At 42.2% G+C, this 17,980-nt stretch carries 18 protein-coding genes; 9 read left to right on the top strand and 9 right to left on the bottom strand.

Translation table 11 applies throughout. The features are described 5' to 3' along the window. Window positions 1-114: 114 nt before the first annotated feature. Window positions 115-555: an Rrf2 family transcriptional regulator gene (locus tag B1202_RS12385; protein WP_078190919.1), complete on the bottom strand. Its 441-nt coding sequence runs from the start codon at window positions 553-555 to the stop codon at window positions 115-117. Window positions 556-674: 119 nt separating this feature from the next. Between B1202_RS12385 and B1202_RS12380 the strand changes: the two genes are divergently transcribed. The 5 genes from B1202_RS12380 to B1202_RS12360 all read left to right on the top strand — a co-directional run bounded on the left by B1202_RS12380 (window position 675) and on the right by B1202_RS12360 (window position 5,569). Next, a complete protein-coding gene (locus B1202_RS12380) occupies window positions 675-1,562 on the top strand; it encodes an NAD(P)/FAD-dependent oxidoreductase (protein ID WP_117007383.1) in 888 nt (295 codons plus the stop codon). Between the two features lie 467 nt (window positions 1,563-2,029). Next, window positions 2,030-3,019 carry a putative oxygenase MesX gene (locus B1202_RS12375; RefSeq protein WP_078190917.1) on the top strand — a complete coding sequence of 330 codons (990 nt, stop codon included), beginning with the start codon at window positions 2,030-2,032 and terminating at the stop codon, window positions 3,017-3,019. A 76-nt stretch (window positions 3,020-3,095) separates the two neighbouring features. After that, window positions 3,096-4,124 (top strand): methionine synthase, encoded by a 1,029-nt coding sequence (locus tag B1202_RS12370; RefSeq protein ID WP_078190916.1) that lies wholly within the window; start codon window positions 3,096-3,098, stop codon window positions 4,122-4,124. Between the two features lie 104 nt (window positions 4,125-4,228). Then, the gene (locus B1202_RS12365; RefSeq protein ID WP_078190915.1) at window positions 4,229-4,723 is read left to right on the top strand and encodes a flavin reductase; all 495 of its coding nucleotides are present in this window, start codon (window positions 4,229-4,231) and stop codon (window positions 4,721-4,723) included. Window positions 4,724-4,768: 45 nt separating this feature from the next. Next, entirely contained in the window at window positions 4,769-5,569 is an 801-nt protein-coding gene (locus B1202_RS12360) for a sulfite exporter TauE/SafE family protein (protein WP_078190914.1), read from the top strand. A 230-nt stretch (window positions 5,570-5,799) separates the two neighbouring features. On the opposite strand, the gene B1202_RS12355 is transcribed toward B1202_RS12360, so the two are convergent. Next, window positions 5,800-6,438, bottom strand: a complete 639-nt coding sequence (locus tag B1202_RS12355) for a TetR/AcrR family transcriptional regulator (RefSeq protein WP_078190913.1) — start codon at window positions 6,436-6,438, stop codon at window positions 5,800-5,802. Between the two features lie 115 nt (window positions 6,439-6,553). On the opposite strand from B1202_RS12355, the gene B1202_RS12350 reads away from it, so the two are divergent. Genes B1202_RS12350 through B1202_RS12335 form a run of 4 tightly spaced genes read left to right on the top strand, consistent with a single transcriptional unit; the run spans window position 6,554 to window position 11,673 of the window. Further along, entirely contained in the window at window positions 6,554-7,582 is a 1,029-nt protein-coding gene (locus tag B1202_RS12350; protein WP_078190912.1) for an HlyD family efflux transporter periplasmic adaptor subunit, read from the top strand. 39 nt (window positions 7,583-7,621) lie between these two features. Beyond that, entirely contained in the window at window positions 7,622-9,421 is a 1,800-nt protein-coding gene (locus tag B1202_RS12345; protein ID WP_078190911.1) for an ATP-binding cassette domain-containing protein, read from the top strand. Window positions 9,422-9,423: 2 nt separating this feature from the next. Beyond that, window positions 9,424-10,551: an ABC transporter permease gene (locus B1202_RS12340; RefSeq protein ID WP_078190910.1), complete on the top strand. Its 1,128-nt coding sequence runs from the start codon at window positions 9,424-9,426 to the stop codon at window positions 10,549-10,551. Between the two features lie 6 nt (window positions 10,552-10,557). Further along, window positions 10,558-11,673: an ABC transporter permease gene (locus B1202_RS12335; RefSeq protein WP_078190909.1), complete on the top strand. Its 1,116-nt coding sequence runs from the start codon at window positions 10,558-10,560 to the stop codon at window positions 11,671-11,673. A 126-nt stretch (window positions 11,674-11,799) separates the two neighbouring features. Here B1202_RS12335 and B1202_RS12330 read toward each other — a convergent pair whose 3' ends face one another. The 7 genes from B1202_RS12330 to B1202_RS12300 form a co-directional block, all read right to left on the bottom strand. Continuing rightward, window positions 11,800-12,129, bottom strand: coding sequence for a DMT family transporter (locus B1202_RS12330; protein WP_078190908.1), 330 nt, complete (start codon window positions 12,127-12,129; stop codon window positions 11,800-11,802). 7 nt (window positions 12,130-12,136) lie between these two features. Next, window positions 12,137-13,018, bottom strand: a complete 882-nt coding sequence (locus tag B1202_RS12325; RefSeq protein WP_078190907.1) for a hypothetical protein — start codon at window positions 13,016-13,018, stop codon at window positions 12,137-12,139. Continuing rightward, window positions 13,015-14,031, bottom strand: a complete 1,017-nt coding sequence (locus B1202_RS12320) for an isopenicillin N synthase family dioxygenase (RefSeq protein WP_078190906.1) — start codon at window positions 14,029-14,031, stop codon at window positions 13,015-13,017. The genes B1202_RS12325 and B1202_RS12320 overlap by 4 nt, the downstream gene beginning before the upstream one ends. 81 nt (window positions 14,032-14,112) lie before the next feature. Next, window positions 14,113-14,994 carry an ABC transporter ATP-binding protein gene (locus B1202_RS12315; RefSeq protein ID WP_078190905.1) on the bottom strand — a complete coding sequence of 294 codons (882 nt, stop codon included), beginning with the start codon at window positions 14,992-14,994 and terminating at the stop codon, window positions 14,113-14,115. Further along, on the bottom strand, window positions 14,994-15,938 hold the full coding sequence (locus B1202_RS12310) for an ABC transporter permease (RefSeq protein WP_078190904.1): 945 nt from the start codon (window positions 15,936-15,938) through the stop codon (window positions 14,994-14,996). The genes B1202_RS12315 and B1202_RS12310 overlap by 1 nt, the downstream gene beginning before the upstream one ends. 187 nt (window positions 15,939-16,125) lie before the next feature. Next, window positions 16,126-16,827: an SIR2 family NAD-dependent protein deacylase gene (locus B1202_RS12305; RefSeq protein ID WP_078190903.1), complete on the bottom strand. Its 702-nt coding sequence runs from the start codon at window positions 16,825-16,827 to the stop codon at window positions 16,126-16,128. Window positions 16,828-16,931: 104 nt separating this feature from the next. Beyond that, the gene (locus tag B1202_RS12300; RefSeq protein WP_078190902.1) at window positions 16,932-17,867 is read right to left on the bottom strand and encodes a LysR substrate-binding domain-containing protein; all 936 of its coding nucleotides are present in this window, start codon (window positions 17,865-17,867) and stop codon (window positions 16,932-16,934) included. Window positions 17,868-17,980: the final 113 nt, after the last annotated feature.

Below are 17,980 nucleotides of genomic sequence, written 5' to 3'. Positions count from 1 at the left end.
TAGCGATTTATGGACATATCAAATTTTGAATATGCTGATTTTTTCTAAGTTTTGAGTTGAGACTGATTCAGTACAGAGACTTAAAATTGAAACAGATATGAAGATGCATTTATTTTATTTCGTGTTCATTTGCTTATTCCATTCAATTTGAAAATCATGTGCCAATTGGTCTAATTGAGTTGCTTTAAGGTTTTTAATCAGCACTTCTTGCGCTTCAAAAAAGGCATGATCAAGTGCCCGATTGACCACTAGTTCTACTAAGCAATCTGGATGCATATTTTCATTGCCAATCGCAAAAATAGAAGGTTCACCAACAGCAAGGTAAATGTCATACAGCGAAATGTCATGCAGAGGTTTAATCAAACTCCAGCCGCCACCAGGGCCTTTCTCAGAATCAACAAATCCATGTTTTTTTAATCCCGACATGGTTCTACGCACTACAACTGGATTTGTTTCCAGCATCTCAGCGATTTGCTCGGAAGTAAAAGGCTTGTTTTCACGCGCCATGTGCAACAGAACATGTAGCATTCTTGAAAGTTTACTGTCTTTACGCATGAGGAAATAGGTGATTAGGGCAATTGATAGATTGTAACATTAAAAGTTTCTTATAAGCATGTTAAATGATATAGTAACTTTTAAAGTTACATATAGGCATTATGAATATGAATATGAATATGAATTATGAAGTTGTGATTATTGGTGGTAGTTATGCAGGACTTTCTGCTGCTTTACCTTTAGCACGTGCGCGCCGCCGTATTTTAATTATTGATGCTGGGCAACGTCGTAATCGTTTTGCTGAACATTCACATAATTTTTTGACGCAAGATGGCCGATCACCTAGTGCTATTGCAGCAGAAGCCAAAGTACAATTAGAAAAGTATTCCACGATTTCATGGCTTGCTGAAACGGTTACTGATGTAAAAGCGCTTGATGGAAAATATTTAATTGTTGCAGGTAATCAGCACATTCAAGCTGAAAAAATGATTATTGCCACTGGCGTACGTGACGAATTGCCTCAAGTGAATGGTTTGGCTGAACGTTGGGGGCAATCTATTTATCACTGCCCATATTGTGATGGTTATGAACTGAACTTAGGTGAAATTGGCATGTTAGTGTCGGGTATGCACTCATTGCACATGGCGTTGATGTTGCCAGATTGGGGAAATACTACTTTATTTTTAAATGATGCAATTGCTGTAGATCAATTGGATGATGAGTTATTAGCGAAGCTTTCTAAACGTCAAATTCAGATCGAAACGCGTAAAATTGACCATATTGAAGGTCATTGTGACGTTGTAATGGCAGATGGTGAACGAATTCAATTGGATGGCTTATTTGTTTCTACTGTTACTCGTCTGCAATCGAACTGGATTCAGCAGTTAGGTTTAGAGATAGACTGCAATGAATATGGCGAGGCCATTAAAACTTCGCCAGCAAAAGAAACAAATGTTAAAGGAATTTATGCTTGCGGTGATGTCACACGTTCAGGTGGTTCAGTTGCTTTATCCGTAGGTGATGGAGCAATGACAGGGATTGTCGCGCATAAATCTTTTATTTTTTAAAGTGATTGCATAGTAGTTTACAAAAATAGGGCAAGTATCTAAATGATAAATTTGGGTACTTGGACCTAAATATAAGAAATGAAAATCTAGTTAATAATTTGATCTTTTCTCAGTTTAAGCTGAGTTTAATTCACTTAGAACGATAAATAATCATATTCTAAAAGCGGACATACTTATCGATGATTTTCATTTTATCCTAAAAAGTCAGTAGAATATAGATATAAATACTTATTAAAAAAATATCATAAAGTATTGTTTATATTTAATTTAAAATTATTTATATCCAGATTATTTTTTAAATGCTCTCATCGAGCCAAGTTGAAATATATTCATCCTATAAAATTACCAAACATGAATTTCACTCACTTTGTGTTGAGGTTAAATCATTTTTATTCATCTTAAGATTCACGTATAAATTACTCCATACAGAAATTTTGATTATTTTAATTTTAGGGTAGTGAATCTCCATGAGTAATAAATTTGCATGTTCAATCAAACGTATCCGCTTTGATGAAAACTATAAACCAGCAGACAATACACGTCTAACAACGAACTTTGCTAACTTGGCGCGCGGTGAGCACCGTGAAGAAAATTTGCGCCGTACCTTGGCAATGATTAATAACCGCTTCAACACTTTGGCGAGCTGTGACAACCCAAATGCGGATCGTTATTCACTAGAAATTGACATTATTTCTGCTGAACTCGATGTAGAGGGCAATGGTCAAACTTTCCCGTTTATTGAAACTTTAAAAAGCACCATCATCGACCATAAGACCAATGAACGCATTGAAGGCATGATCGGCAACAGTTTTTCATCGTATGTACGTGACTATGACTTCAGCGTAGTATTGCCAGCACTCGGTTGCAAGTTCAATGAAAAACCTGAAGATTTTGGTGATTTACATGGCAAGCTATATCAACACTTAATCAATTCAGACGTATTCAAAGCTGAATTCAAAAAACAACCTGTGATTTGCTTAAGTGTTTCAACGACAAAAACCTATTACCGTACTGCAAATGTGCATCCGATCTTAGGTGTGGAATACACCAATGATGACTATTCACGTACCGATGACTATTTTGCAAAAATGGGCTTAAGTGTTCGTTACTTCAAACCTGAAAATGCGACTGCGCCATTGGCATTCTATTCAGCAAATAACTTGCTGAACGACTATACAGATTTCGAACTGATCAGCGCGATCAGCACCATGGAAAGCTTCCAAAAAATCTACCGTCCTGAAATTTACAATACCAATGCGACAGCAGGTTTAGTGTATCAACCAAGCTTAAGCTTTGGCGATTACTCATTAACCCGTATTGTGTACGACCGTGTTGAACGTGGCCAGTTGGCGGTTAAACAGGGCAAATGGACGGAAGAGAATTTTATTCAGCCATATCAAGACATTTTGAATGAGTGGGCTGCTAATTTTAGCATTGAAAATGCAGACGCAGCTTAATTTTAAATCACGTAAATAGATGAAAACGCGGGTGTAAACCACCCGTTTTAAAGAAAATAGAGATAGAAGATCGAATATGGCCATTTTACTCCCAACTTCAACTGCTGGCAGCTTACCTAAACCATCTTGGCTGGCTGAACCTGAAAAATTGTGGTCAGCATGGAAACTTGAAGGCGAAGAATTATTAGATGCAAAACGTGATGCGTTGAAATTATCTTTGCATGAACAAATCCATGCAGGCATTGATATTGTCAGCGATGGCGAACAAACCCGTCAGCATTTTGTAACCACGTTTATTGAACATCTTGAAGGTGTAGATTTCGAAAAGCGTGAAACGATGCGTATTCGTAATCGTTACGATGCAAGTGTACCTTCAGTTGTAGGTGAGGTATCGCGTAAGAAAGCAGTGTTTGTGGATGATGCGAAATTCTTACGCAGCCAAACCAATCAGCCGATCAAATGGGCTTTGCCTGGCCCAATGACGATGATTGATACTTTGTATGATGGTCACTACAAAAGCCGTGAAAAATTAGCTTGGGAATTTGCTAAAATCCTCAACCAAGAAGCTTTAGAGCTTGAAGCGGCAGGCGTAGATATCATTCAATTTGATGAGCCTGCGTTTAACGTATTTTTTGATGAAGTCAATGACTGGGGTATTGCGACCTTAGAGCGCGCGCTTGAAGGTTTGAAATGCGAAACTGCTGTTCACATTTGCTATGGTTATGGCATTAAAGCCAATACCGATTGGAAACAAACTTTGGGTAATGAATGGCGCCAATATGAAGAATCATTCCCAAAACTTCAGCAATCGAAGCTCGATATTATCTCGCTTGAATGCCAAAACTCTCGTGTACCAATGGATTTGATTCAACTCATCCGCGGTAAAAAAGTGATGGTTGGCGCAATTGATGTAGCAACCAATCAGGTTGAAACAGCAGAAGAAGTAGCAAATACATTACGCAAAGCATTGCAATTTGTAGATGCCGACAAGCTATATCCTTCAACAAACTGCGGTATGGCGCCTTTACCTCGCCACGTGGCGCAAGGCAAACTAAATGCGCTAAGCGCAGGCGCTGCCATTATTCGCCAAGAATTGACCGCATAAATTCGAGCTGACTCAATTTCATGTAAGGGCAAGAAGGAAATTAAATTTGCTATTGCCCAAACATGAGAAAGAGATAAGCCATATAGACCATTGAGATTGAAGAGATGATTGAAGCAACTGATTTTAGAAATGCAATGTCTTTATTGACGACTGCAGTCAACGTGATTACGACTGAGGGTGAAGCAGGCATGCATGGATTTACAGCATCAGCAGTATGCAGTGTGACAGATACACCGCCAACTTTGCTGGTTTGTATGAATCAATCATCTCGTTCTCATGCGCATTTTCTTGAAAATAAAGTTCTGTCTGTCAATGTTTTGGGCGCACAGCATGAGCAAATTTCCAATGCCTTTGCTTCAAGCAAATTTAATTCGGAAGAGCGGTTTAAATTGGGCTCTTGGACTGCATTAGAAACAGGTTCACCAATATTAAAAGATGCTTTGGTCAGTTTTGACTGTCAGATTGAACAGATTCAAGAAGTGGGTACGCACAGCGTGTTTATGTGCCGTGTGGTTGCAATTAAGCAAAGTCAGCAGGAAGAAAGTTTGGTGTATTTCAACCGTGCTTATCATGCTGTGGGTCAAGTGGAGTTGGCTTAAACCAGTCAGACTTCTTCAATACATCTTTTTAAAAGTATCTATTTCGTGGAACTCATTACTTTCTTAATTATTGGCGCATTTGCTGGTTTTGCTGCAGGGCTGTTTGGCGTTGGCGGCGGTACTATCATTGTGCCATTGCTCTATATTGTTTTTAGCCAAATGGGTTATAGCCCCGATGTGATTATGCATTTGGCGCTCGGCACGTCTTTGGCTACGATTGTGGTGACATCGATCAGCTCATTGATGGCGCACAATAAAAATGGCGCTGTGATTTGGCCTGTATTTAAAAATTTAGCTCCGCCAATGGCAATTGGCTGTTTTGCAGGCGCGGGCATTGCAGGCTGGCTGTCAGGTTTGCATCTGCAAATGATTGTCGGTGTGTTTTTACTTTGGGTGGCTTATACCATGTTTATGGGAGCAAAAAAGCCAGTCGATCCAAACAAAACTTTGCCATCTACAGCTAAGCAAATTGCGGCAGGTTCGGGTATCGGTGTGGCATCGGCCATCTTCGGGATTGGCGGAGGCAGTATTACAGTGCCGTATTTAACGGCAAATGGCGTGGTGATGCAAAAAGCGGTCGGGACGTCTGCGGCTTGCGGTTTACCCATTGCCATTGCGGGTGCATTAGGCTTTATGTTTTTTGGTATGCAACAGCAAGTTGAAATTCCAAATACCATTGGCTTTATTCATATCTATGCCTTTTTGGGCATTAGTGTGATGAGTTTCTTTACGGCTAAATATGGCGCGAAAACTGCGCATGCGCTTTCACCAGCAGTACTGAAAAAATGTTTTGCGGTGCTGTTATGTATTGTTGGATGCTTCTTCTTGTATAAAGGATTGCACTGATAAAATTTTAATGTGATATTTAGCCCGCGTCATGCGGGCTTTTTATCTCACAACAAAAACAAAAAAGCGACATTTCAGCATTACTCTAAGAATAAATTGCAAACAAAAATTTAATATGTACGCAAATAAACGTGTTTATCTCAAAAAATAATGATCTATATATATTGAAACTATTCAAACAGCTCAGAATCTACAGCTGGCAGCCGTTGTCATAGCAAATAAGCTGAGCACTACAGCCTGTTTTGTTCTGCAATGGCTTTTAAACCCGCAAGAGAAAAAGTCTTTAAATGCATGGCTAAGGCATGAGCATTCATTGTCGATACATCATGCAAAGGGCTGGCTGCATTTGAACTGGCTAAAATCAGCATAAAACACGGCGCTAATACACTCAATACACAAGGTAAAAGCTGCGGATGATCTATAGGCAAGCCCGAAGCTTCACTGATAATTCGTCTGACCAAAACAAACTTACGTGTTCCATCCTGTTCAATAAATTGGTTTAAATGCGCAGAAGAGCTGAGCAATTCACGTATCAGCACTTGGCTGTAGCAGGTATTTCCCGATAATAATTTAGATACCAGCGCTTCAAAAAATGCCCTCAGCTTATCTTCCGCGCTAAGACTGGATTGAGCGAGCTGAATCAGATCCTGCTCATCTACATATTGCCGATGCGCTTCGACTAAGACAGCATGATATAGGCCATCACGGCCTTTAAAATGATAGTTGATTGAGGCGAGATCAACTTCGGCAGCTTGGGCGATGGCCTTATTGCTGGTTTTGGCAAAACCATGCTGAGCAATAAGCTCTGCAGCGCTTTGCAAAATTTTCTGTTTGGTGACATCACCGTCACTGCGTCCTAAACGATGCATATTTTCAGCAAACTAAGTGATATTTCATAAGCCGGAGTATATCTTTTTTTAGATTTTTCATGTTAGTTTAAATTAAATTTAAACTAATAATCACGACGGACAGATCGGGTGGCTTATGAAAAAGGGTGTGCTGGTTGCCATAGCGGTTTTAGCGCTGATCATCATTGCTGCAGCCGTTTGGTATATCAATAAAGATCAAGAAGCTTCTGATGAATTAACCCTGTACGGCAATGTTGATATCCGTCAGGTATCTTTGGCTTTTGAACAAAGCGGCAGAATCCAGCAGCTGAATGTGCAGGAAGGCGACCATGTCAAAAAAGGCGATGTGCTGGCGCAATTGAATACCGACGCGCTGAATATTCAGCGGCAGCAGGCGGAAGCGCAGCTTAAAGTGCAGGAGCAGGCCGTCATTGAACAAGATGTTGGCACGCGCCCTGAGCAGATTAGCCAAGCGGAAGCGCAGCTGGTTTCAGCGCAGGCTCAATTGGACAAAGCGGATAAAGATTTAAAACGCATGCAGGTTTTGTTTCAAGATACCGCAGGACAAGCGATCAGCAGGCAAGAACTGGACTCAGCCAAAAGCGGCCAAGCTACAGCTGCTGCTTCAGTCAAAGAAGCAGCGGCCAATTTAAACTTACTGAAAAATGGCGCCCGAAAAGAAGACCGTGAAGCAGCTAAAGCACAGGTAGATGTTTCTAAAGCAAATTTAGATTTAATTCACTACCAGATTCAGCAAAGCGTATTAACAGCACCGGTAAATGCAGTTGTACGGGCGCGCCTGCAGGAAGCTGGCGATATGACGACTGCGCAGAAACCTGTGTACACGCTGGCGCTGAGCGATCCGAAATGGGTGCGCGTCTATGCGAATGAAAAAGACCTGAGTGAAATACATATGGGCGCTGCAGCGCAAGTGATTCGTGATGCGCAGCCAGACCAGCCGATTCAAGGAAAAATTGGTTATATCTCTTCGGTTGCAGAATTTACGCCAAAAACTGTGCAAACAGAAGATATTCGCACAAGCCTTGTCTATGAGGTGCGCGTATATGTGCAAGACCCTAAAGATATGCTGAAAATGGGACAGCCTGTCACTGTCAAAATTGCCAAAAGTCAGCGTGCTTCTGCGCAGACGGCTTCAGTACATTGACACCGCTTTATTCAGTCGAGCAGGCGGAGAGTAAAACTCATGAATGAAGCATTTATTTCACATGTGGTCACTGCAAGGAATTTGCGCCAAGTTTTTCCTGCACCAGGCAAAAATACCCCAGATATTTGTGCCATTCAGGATTTGAATATCGCCATCCCATCTGGCCAATTAACCGCTTTGGTCGGCCCAGACGGCGCAGGAAAAACAACGTTAATGCGTCTGATTGCTGGGCTCTACAAACCGAGTGCAGGATCACTGGAAGTATTAGGCATTGACGTAGCCAAGCACCCGCAGCAGATTCAAGACCGCATCAGCTATATGCCTCAGCGCTTTGGGCTGTATGAAGATCTCAGTATTCAAGAAAATTTAAATCTCTACGCCGACTTGCATGGCGTGCCGCCCGATGTACGTAAAGAACGTTTTGCTCGGCTATTGGCGATTACCGATTTAAGCCAATTTACACAGCGTCCAGCGGGCAAATTATCAGGGGGCATGAAGCAAAAGTTAGGTTTAGCCTGTACTTTAGTGCGTTCGCCTGAATTATTGCTGCTGGATGAACCCAGTGTTGGGGTAGATCCGTTATCACGGCGTGATCTATGGGAAATTATTCAGCAGCTGGTTGCCGAAGAAAATCTGAGTGTGATGATCAGTACGGCCTATATGGACGAAGCAGAACGCTGTGCCGAAGTGTATGTCATGTATGAAGGCCAAGTGCTGAAACAAGGCAAGCCGCATGAGTTGAGTGAACAAGTGCGCGGGCTGACATGGCAGGCTCAGCCGCCCGATGGGATGAAAGCCCGTATTTTACAGTCACACCTTTTAGATTTGCCTGAATATATTACCGATGCTGTGCCCAAGGGCGACATGGTGCGTTTTATCAGCACAGCACAGCATCCAAAATTGCCAGCAGAATATCTGCCTGCGTATACACAAGTGACAGCCCGCGAACCTGAACTTGAAGATGCATTTATGCTTTTTTTACATCAGGCGCAGCAGCAAAGCAACGCCTCCTTATCAGAAACGGATGCCAGTCCTAAAAATCAGCTGCCAATACAAGCTGAGCAAACCATAGTAACTGAAACAATGACGCTGGGTAGAGAACAAGCGCCCGTCATTAGGGTTAAAGACTTAGTGCGTAAATTTGGCGATTTTACCGCGGTAGCCAGCACGTCTTTTGATGTGCAGCGCGGAGAAATTTTTGGTTTATTGGGGCCAAATGGTGCCGGGAAAACCACTACGTTTCGAATGCTATGCGGACTCTTGCCTGCCAGCAGCGGCACTTTGGAAGTTGCCGGCATGAACTTGCGTTATGCCCGAGCAGAAGCGCGAAAAAAGATTGGTTATGTGTCGCAAAAATTTGCCTTATACAGCAATCTGACCGTGATGGATAACCTGAAGTTTTTTGGCGGCGCCTATGGCTTGTCCGGAAAAAAATTAACACAGCAAATAGATCATGCATTGCATCAGTTTGAACTGAAGCCTGATGCTAAAAGCGGCGACTTACCGAACGGTTTTAAACAGCGGCTGTCTATGGCGGCAGCTTTGCTTCATCAGCCTGAAATTGTCTTTTTAGATGAACCTACCAGCGGGATTGATCCTCTAGCGCGTCGGTCATTTTGGTACACCATTGGAGAGCTGGCCAATCAAGGCATCACGATTATCATCACCACTCACTTTATGGAAGAAGCGGAATACTGCGACCGAATTGCGATACAAGATGCAGGAAAGCTATTGGCTTTAGGCACACCCAAGCAAGTGCGATTGCAGGCTGGGTTGGCGCAGGCGCATGATATGAACAGCGCCTTTATTGCGATTGTTGAGCAGGCGCGGAGGGCTTAGGCATGAGTATTAATACTTTTTTTCGCCGTTTAAAAGCTTTAATTGGTAAAGAAAGCAATCAGCTGCTGCGTGATAAAAGCAGTCTGGCAATTGGTTTGATCTTGCCGATCATTTTGATTTTACTGTTTGGATATGGCTTATCTTTCGATTTAAGCAATGGCCGGGTAGGCGTTGTGGTACAAAACAGCACGCCGCAAAGTGATCAGCTGATTTCAGGTTTAAACGGCAGTCAATATTTATCGGTAACGCCTTTCAACAATTTTCATGATGCGCAAGACGCCATGGGACGCGCTGAGATTGATGCCATTGTCAATGTGCCGTCAGATTTTGCTGCGCAGCGTGAAAATGGCTCTGCAGATATCCAAATTATTAGCAATGGGCGCTCTACCAGCATCGCTTCTGCTTTGCAGGGTTATATTGCTGGCGCATTTGCCTCGGCGCAAGCTATTCAGGCAGACCGCAGCAATGCTGTCAGTACAGTCGGAACCATCAATGTTGAACAGCGTATTTGGTTTAATGAGTCTGCAAATAGTACTTGGTTTCTAGTACCAGGCTTAATTGTACTGATTTTGACTTTAGTTGGCGCATTTTTGACAGGGCTTTTAATCGCGCGTGAACGTGAGCGGGGTACGTTGGAAGCATTATTTGTTACCCCAGTTCGGCCTCTAGAAATGGTCTTGGCCAAACTCACGCCCTATATCATTATTGGTGTTATTGATATTGCAGCGTGCCTTTTGGCTGCCTCGCTGATTTTTGATGTGCCCATCCGCGGTTCTTTACTGTCCATCGTTAGCGCTTCATTTCTATATTTACTGGTGTCTTTACTGCTGGGTTTAACCATTTCAGGTTTTTCGCAAAGCCAGTTTCAGGCCAGTCAGATGGCTTTATTGGCCAGTTTTATGCCTGCCATGATGCTTTCTGGTTTTGTCTTTGATACCCGAAATCTTCCGTTTGCTGTGCAAATCATCAGTCAAATACTGCCGGCTACACATTTTATGACTTTAATTAAAACACTGTTTTTAGGCGGAGATGACTGGCGGCTTTGGTTTAAAGAATGCAGTATTTTGATGATTTATATTGCAGTTCTGACAGCAGCATCCTGCATTTCACTGAAAAAGCGCTTGAGGTGATTCAAAATGACATCTATTTTTGCATGGCTGAATTACTTGATGGTTCTGGTTAAAAAAGAATTTTTAACCATTTTCAGTGATCCAGCCAATCGAACCATTTTATTTGCGCCAGCACTGATTCAGGCTTTACTGTTTGGCTATGCTGCCAGCTACGATGTCAATCATGTGGAATATGCGGTATTAGATCAAAGTCACGGTCAGGCATCGGCGCAATTGCTGCAGCATTTGGATGGTTCGGGCATCTTCAAACGTACAGCGACTTTGCAAAATAATAGTCAGATTCAGCAAGTCATTGATGACCGGCAGGCTTTGGCTGTTATCACCATTCCTAGCGATTTTGAAGATAAGCTGAATCAAGGGCAAAGCTCAGCCATTCAGGTTATTTTAGATGGACGCAACTCTTCAACGGCCAGTATGGCGGGTTCATATATCAACAGTGTGGTGGCGCAAGTCAATCAAGAGCGGACTGGCGCTGTTTCCAGCGTCAATATTCAAACACGTGTTTGGTATAACCCCAATGCCGAGTCGCGCTGGGGCTTAATGCCATCATTAATTGCTGCCTTAAGCATGATGCAAACTTTACTGCTGTCTGCTTTATCCGTGGCACGTGAGCGAGAACAGGGTACATTTGACCAGCTTTTGGTTACGCCGTATACGCCATTGCACATTATGATTGGCAAGGCATTACCGCCGATCTTTGTTGGATTGATGCAGTCGACCATCATTCTATTAATCATCATGTTTTGGTTCCAGATCCCAATGAACGGTTCATTAGCTTTACTGTATTTTGGCTTATTGTGTTTCAATATTGCAGTTGTCGGCGTTGGACTGTCGATATCTGCAGTATCTTTAAATATGCAGCAGGCAATGCTATATACCTTTTTCTTGATTATGCCCATGATGCTGCTGTCGGGTTTGCTGACTCCTGTACAGAACATGCCGCATCTTTTAGAAATGTTGACCAATGCCAATCCTTTAAGATTTGGCTTAGATCTGATTCAGCGCGTGTATTTGGAAGGCGCGACGATTTCACAAGTGAAATGGAATTTTGTCCCTATGGCAGTTTTAGCTGTACTGACTTTGCCGCTGGCGGCTTGGCTGTTTAGAAATCGGCTGAGTTAAATGGCGTGATCAGTGATATTTTGTACAGAGATAAGATGATATAGATGCAATGTGCTGTTTTTAAAACCCATTGCATCATTTTGAAATATTGAGCTGTAAGCGTAAGGCTGTTGATAACAGGCTGAGTCAAAGCTCTGTGCTTTTAGAAAAAACATTGATAATCACAATGCCCAATAAAATAAAGCCCAAACCAATCATGGCAGGCAGGTCTAAATTTTGTTTAAACACAATCCAGCCCACACATGAAATAAGCACAATGCCTGCAGCGGACCACATGGCGTAGGCCAATCCCATAGGAATCGATTTAAAGGTCAGACCTAAAAAGAAGAGCGCAATGGCATAGCCCAATACGGTAAAAATAATCGGCACAAGTTCAGTAAAGCCATTGCTTGCTTTTAAGGCGGATGTAGCAATCACTTCGGCAATGATTGCAATGAGCAAATATATAAACGACATTGATTTCCTATAGGCATTCTACGGCATGGTGCAAGAGGTGCTGTTTTTCATTTCGCAACCAATCTGCACTTTCTGTCGTGGTATCAGTGCGATGCTGAAATGCATAATGTGGAACATAAATATCCACCTCGAACATCAGCTGTACTGCTTGACCGTTAATAATTAGGTTTTGCATTAAATGTGTTTCATCAATAATTTCGAAATGATCAAAGTTAAGTGCTTGATCTTGCTGAGATGAAGTCGTTGTATAGTACTTATGCAGACCATCTACAGCGATGGATACTTCAAAGCTTTCAATCAACGTTTCATACCCAGCTGGTGCAGATGATATGTTGATGCTGGCAATTGTTTGCTGATCTACGGGTAAACGACTCATTGCAAAGGCCACATGCTTATCACAAATAATTAAACCGCCATCTATCTGTAATAGTTGATGACTTTCTACATCGAGGGCTGACATCAACCGCAGGCCTAAAAATAGCCCTTCATGAACTTGCTGACGCCAGTCTTCGACATACGCATTGCTTGGAGAAAATTCTAAAATGCAGTTACCAATCGCATGCAGTTTGGCGGGTTCTGGCCATTGCACATGATTTTGATAATTTGAGTGTGCTTCAACATCCCAAGACAATAATTGCTGTTCAGCATCCCAAAGAGTGTTGCCAACCCAGCCTTGACGTTCATTCACTGGCGTATTTTCTTGGCATTTTAAACGTAGATCGATGGTGAAACTACGTGACTGAAACCAATACACAATGGTTTTTTCATCCGTTAATCCATTCGAAAAACTAATGCTTTTACGGCGAAAAGCACCATATAAATAGTCTGGAATAGGACCTGAAACCTCTTGGCTGGCTGGAAGCTGTGCTAAAGCCTGAAATAGATTCATGCGTTTGCTCCTTGTACTTCTGTATTTTCATCCATACCAAATGATGACAAAGGCACAGCATTTCTTAGACTCAGCTCTCCTGAAGCGATACGTTTTTTGAGATAACTAAAGGTTTGCGCGGTTTGATTAAATAAATGTTCACCACCAATTAAGGGCTGATATTTAGGCGCTTCAGTTGAATGTACTGGCTCAATGATCGTGTCGTAATTGCAGGCGCAGAATAAGGGGAAAGAGTAGCGTTCTTCAGAGACTTTTTTAACACGGTGTTTGGTGGCCAAATATTTGCCATTCGACAAAATTTCCATCATGTCGCCAATATTCATCACCAAGGTATTTTCAATCAATGGAATATCCATCCATTCACCTTGTTTATTTAGTACCTGCAAACCTGGTGCAGTCGGTAAGAGCAGTGTAAAGCACTCATAATCTGTATGCGCGCCAATACCTTCGGCATCTTTCACTTCAGGGTTATAGGGATAATGGATTAGACGCAGTTGGCTGGTCGGATGGGTAATTTTGCAATCAAAAAAATGCTCATCTACATTCAATGCTAAAGCAAAGGCCTGAAAAATTTGTTCGCTGATACTGCGTAAATGGTGGTAATAATCACTGACCGTACTTTTAAATGTGGCATCATCTGGCCATAACGTAGGGCCCAGCAAGGGAAATGCCGTCGTTTCGCCGTGGTAATCATAATTGATGTCATAGGCTTCTTTTAAGTCATAGCTGTTGCCTGCAAACTGTTCTTCACCAATTGGCACATAGCCACTGTGATTTTTCGACAGCCCAATATAGTGTTGCATTTTACTGGCAGTATCTTGTTGGAAATAGCGCTTTGCCACCTGAATCAGTGATGTCGCAAAATCAAAATTGAACTGATCACCTTTTAAATATAGAAAACCAACATCTTTACAGGCTTGATCCAACGCAGAGGCTACTTCTAAGCGTTCTGACAATTCCGTGCTTTGCATTTTCGATATATCAACAAGTGGCAAAACATAAGATTCATTCATCTTCAATTCCTATAATGTTGGCCGTCCAACGCTGTAGTACATCATTTAGGCCGTCCTAAAGATGAAGAGGGATTAATCCAGTTATTTTTGCGTACTGACTTGGGTCATACGCGGAATTTTTGGTAAGTTCTCTAACGCAGGGTCGAGCTCGTCTTCCTGTGCATGCACCAAGAAATCTACCCGTTCGCGCAGTTGTTTAAATTCAGGACTCAGCATGAGTTCAGGATTACGAGGACGGGGTAAATCGACCTCAATAATTTCTTTAATTTCACCAGGATTGGCTTTGAGCGCTACAATACGATCCGCCAATAAAATGGCTTCATCCATATCGTGTGTCACAAAAATAATGGTGATATCAATGTTTTGCCAAAGATCCATTAAATGTTTTTGCATTTTTTGACGGGTATGCGGGTCAAGCGCGCCAAACGGCTCATCCATCAATAATATTTTTGGTTCATTGACCAATGCGCGGGCAATAGCAACGCGCTGTTTCATCCCGCCAGACAGCTGATGCGGGTACTGATCTTGGTATTTTTCTAAACCAATAATATCAATCCATTCGCGGGCGCTGGATTCAGCCGAAGCATTGCTGGCACCTTTCATTAAAGGGCCGAACATCACATTTTCTTTGACCGTTTTCCATGGAAAAAGCGTGTAGCCTTGAAACACCATGCCACGCTCAGGGCTTGGGCCTTCAATGGCTTGGCCATCGACCAGCAATTCACCGCTACTGTAAGGATCAAGCCCAGCCACAATTCGGCTAAAGGTCGATTTACCGCAACCCGATGGGCCAATCACGCAGATAAATTCACGTTTATGAATCTTTAAGTCCAACTGATTTAAAATAGTGCGTTCAGTTTTGCCGTGCTTAAAACTTTGTGTGAGTTTTTTTGCTTCTAAAATGACAGGGCGTGCATAAATTGCATCGAAATAAGTGCTGGCATTAAATTCTGTGCTGTTCATTATTTTGCTCCTGCTTTCCATTTAAATAGACGTTGACCGAGTTTCATCAGCACCACATCGCACACCAAACCAATCACACCAATGATGAGGATCGCGGCATAGACATTGTCAAAGTTTTGGTAACGTGCTTGTTGGGTTATAAACCAAGTAATCCCAGAGGTCGTGCCAATCAGTTCAGATACGATTAGATAAGTCCAAGCCCAACCCAGCAATACACGTAAGTCACGGTAAATGTCGGGCAGTGCCGCTGGAATCACCACATGAAATAAGCTTTTCAATTTATTGGTACCCAGCGTAAAACCTGCTTCGATCAGGCCCCGGTCAACCATCCGTGTGGTATTGGCAATAATTAGAATTTGCTGAAACAGCGTACCAATCACAATAATGGCAATTTTAGGTGCATCATTAATGCCTAAAATCGCAACGGCCAAGGCACCAAAAGCAGGTGCAGGCAAGTAACGGAAAAACTCAACAAAGGGTTCGGTCAGTTGTGATATTTTTTGAGAAAAACCGCAAAGAATGCCGAGCGGAATACCGATGAGAGAGGCAATAAAAAAAGCGCTGAACACAATTTTAATACTGTGCCATAAGCTTTGATGAAACCATGGGGCATCAGGTTGGGCAGGCGGGGTAATAAAGGCTGTAACCAGCGCTTTTGCCACTTCATGCGGTGCAGGTAGATAGATCGGATTGACCAGTTTACCTTGCGGTGGTTCTGCACCTGCATTGACCGCAGATTGCGCTTCAGCATAAAACACCGCTTTGTCGACACGGCTATCGACCTGAAAATACGGCACACTGCCAGACTGCGTAATTTGTACCTGCGGGTGCCATAAAAATGGCAAATAACTCACTGCACACCAAATGAGCACAGGAATTAAAAATGATCCTAAGCCAAGCAAAAGCTTACTTTTTGGATTGAGCTCTCTTGCGACATAACCCATACTGACCAAGCCCCAATATTACTTTTTTAATAAAACGTAATACTGTTAAGCAATTTGAATGCCAAACGCGTGTATGGCGTGATTTATTGGCCTTATGTAAAGTTATATAGGCTATAAACAGCAAAAAGCCTGCAACAGAAGCAGGCGATATCATTTTTTTGATCAAAACTGATGCCAAAATGTGCTTTTATGGCGCAACCAATTGCAAAAACAATTTTTTCATTCCTTCACTCGCGCCAGCTTTAATCAATTGATACTGCTCTGGTACACGCTGATAGTCTGCTTTCGGGTCGATATAAAATGCACGGCAGTTTGTTGGGATTTCGTGAATCAATCCAGCCACAGGATAGACAGCCAGACTCGTGCCAATCACAATAAAAATATCTGCCGTTTGTACACTTACAATGGCATCTTCGTATGCAGGAACTGCTTCGCCAAACCAGACCACATGTGGCCGTAAAGGATATCCTTCAGGGCATTTGTCGGTGTCTAAGTTTAAATCTGCACCTTCAATGGGAAACAATTCCTGCGTATATTGGGCCTGAGGGTCAGAGCTTTTTGCGTAACGAATATTGCCATGCAGATGTAGTACATTTTGACTGCCTGCACGTTCATGTAGATCATCAATATTTTGTGTAATGACTTGAACATCAAAAAAATCATCGAGTTCAGCAATTAATTTATGCGCTGCATTTGGCTCTGCGGCTAAAATATGTTTACGGCGTTCATTATAAAATCGCTGAACTAATGCAGGATCGCGTGCCCAAGCTTCCGGTGTAGCAACATCTTCAATACGATGCTGTTCCCAAAGACCATCACTGTCACGGAAGGTATTGATGCCGCTTTCTGCGCTCATGCCGGCACCTGAAAACACCACAATTTTTTGCATAGATATTTAGCCTTATATTTTAATTGATAAGTCCATTGCGTACGGTTGCATGTATTGAACGAATAATTCAGCGAATTTACTGTACTCAAAATATAGCGATTACTTCAACTTAGCTGATGCAATTCTTGTAGCACCCAATCGACAAATTTTTGTATTTGCGGTGAACTGTCTTGGCTCGAATGGACTAAATAATATTTTCGGCTACCGTGCAGTTTTTTATTTGATGCAATGACCAATTCTTTTTTTCTCAGTTCTGCTTCAATCAGCATTTGTGGAATGAGTGCCATACCCATGCCATGACTGGCGGCCACAGAAAGCATAGAAAATAGTTCATGTCGCTGACCATCAAATGGTTTTGGATGCTGAAGCTGATGGGCTTGAAACCATTCTTGCCAAATACTTGGACGGGTGGTTTGCTGTAATAAGGGCAATTGAAGTAACTCGTCATCGCTTAAATTAAAACTGTGATCATCAGTCATTTCCGCATGGGGGAAGTTGTTTTCTATTAATTGGGGGGAACAAACGGGAACCACTTCTTCATCCATTAAATAATGCGCTTGAATGCCCGGCCAATGCTCAATTTGCTGCTGAGTTCCTGCAAAAATCGCCGCGTCAAAGACATTTTCATTAAACAAAAAAGGTTTAGTACTGGTTTCCAAATGCACGGTAATTTCAGGATGTTGCGCATTTAATTTATGTAATTTTGGCAACAGCCAACGTGTGGCAAAGGTTGGCACAACGCCCAGCTTTAAAGTACCGCCCAATCCTTTGTGCGTCATAATATCTGAGGTGCTTTTTTCGATGCCTTGCAAAAATGGTTTAATACTTTTTGCATATTGCTTGCCTGCTTCTGTGAGATCTACACCGTGACGTGTTCGGCTAAATAGCATGACACCTAAATATTCTTCAAGCTGTTGAATTTGGCGCGACACGGCACTTTGCGTAATAAATAACTCTTGAGAAGCATGCGTATAACTTGCGTGTTTCGCAGCAGATTCAAAGCAAATTAAGCTTTGCAAAGACGGAATATTGCGCCGCATAGATAAAGTCCTTTTTATCGATAGGTATCACAAAATGGCATATAAGAATGATTTTCATATACCACTATAGTCTATAAATAAAGCAAACCGCAGTTCAAATCAGTGGCTAAAGT

Origin of the sequence: Acinetobacter amyesii (assembly GCF_002018365.1) — a bacterium.
Classification (GTDB): Bacteria; Pseudomonadota; Gammaproteobacteria; order Pseudomonadales; family Moraxellaceae; genus Acinetobacter; species Acinetobacter amyesii.
This window is presented reverse-complemented; position numbering and strand designations above follow the sequence as displayed.

What these genes read in the sequence shown, in the direction of transcription:
- B1202_RS12385 (WP_078190919.1), bottom strand. Translation starts at nt 555, where the DNA reads ATGCGTAAAGACAGTAAACTTTCAAGAATGCTACATGTTCTGTTGCAC.
- B1202_RS12335 (WP_078190909.1), top strand. Translation starts at nt 10,558, where the DNA reads ATGACATCTATTTTTGCATGGCTGAATTACTTGATGGTTCTGGTTAAA.
- B1202_RS12320 (WP_078190906.1), bottom strand. Translation starts at nt 14,031, where the DNA reads ATGAATGAATCTTATGTTTTGCCACTTGTTGATATATCGAAAATGCAA.
- B1202_RS12340 (WP_078190910.1), top strand. Translation starts at nt 9,424, where the DNA reads ATGAGTATTAATACTTTTTTTCGCCGTTTAAAAGCTTTAATTGGTAAA.
- B1202_RS12325 (WP_078190907.1), bottom strand. Translation starts at nt 13,018, where the DNA reads ATGAATCTATTTCAGGCTTTAGCACAGCTTCCAGCCAGCCAAGAGGTT.
- B1202_RS12305 (WP_078190903.1), bottom strand. Translation starts at nt 16,827, where the DNA reads ATGCAAAAAATTGTGGTGTTTTCAGGTGCCGGCATGAGCGCAGAAAGC.
- B1202_RS12365 (WP_078190915.1), top strand. Translation starts at nt 4,229, where the DNA reads ATGATTGAAGCAACTGATTTTAGAAATGCAATGTCTTTATTGACGACT.
- B1202_RS12330 (WP_078190908.1), bottom strand. Translation starts at nt 12,129, where the DNA reads ATGTCGTTTATATATTTGCTCATTGCAATCATTGCCGAAGTGATTGCT.
- B1202_RS12350 (WP_078190912.1), top strand. Translation starts at nt 6,554, where the DNA reads ATGAAAAAGGGTGTGCTGGTTGCCATAGCGGTTTTAGCGCTGATCATC.
- B1202_RS12380 (WP_117007383.1), top strand. Translation starts at nt 675, where the DNA reads ATGAATTATGAAGTTGTGATTATTGGTGGTAGTTATGCAGGACTTTCT.
- B1202_RS12315 (WP_078190905.1), bottom strand. Translation starts at nt 14,994, where the DNA reads ATGAACAGCACAGAATTTAATGCCAGCACTTATTTCGATGCAATTTAT.
- B1202_RS12355 (WP_078190913.1), bottom strand. Translation starts at nt 6,438, where the DNA reads ATGCATCGTTTAGGACGCAGTGACGGTGATGTCACCAAACAGAAAATT.
- B1202_RS12375 (WP_078190917.1), top strand. Translation starts at nt 2,030, where the DNA reads ATGAGTAATAAATTTGCATGTTCAATCAAACGTATCCGCTTTGATGAA.
- B1202_RS12310 (WP_078190904.1), bottom strand. Translation starts at nt 15,938, where the DNA reads ATGGGTTATGTCGCAAGAGAGCTCAATCCAAAAAGTAAGCTTTTGCTT.
- B1202_RS12300 (WP_078190902.1), bottom strand. Translation starts at nt 17,867, where the DNA reads ATGCGGCGCAATATTCCGTCTTTGCAAAGCTTAATTTGCTTTGAATCT.
- B1202_RS12345 (WP_078190911.1), top strand. Translation starts at nt 7,622, where the DNA reads ATGAATGAAGCATTTATTTCACATGTGGTCACTGCAAGGAATTTGCGC.
- B1202_RS12370 (WP_078190916.1), top strand. Translation starts at nt 3,096, where the DNA reads ATGGCCATTTTACTCCCAACTTCAACTGCTGGCAGCTTACCTAAACCA.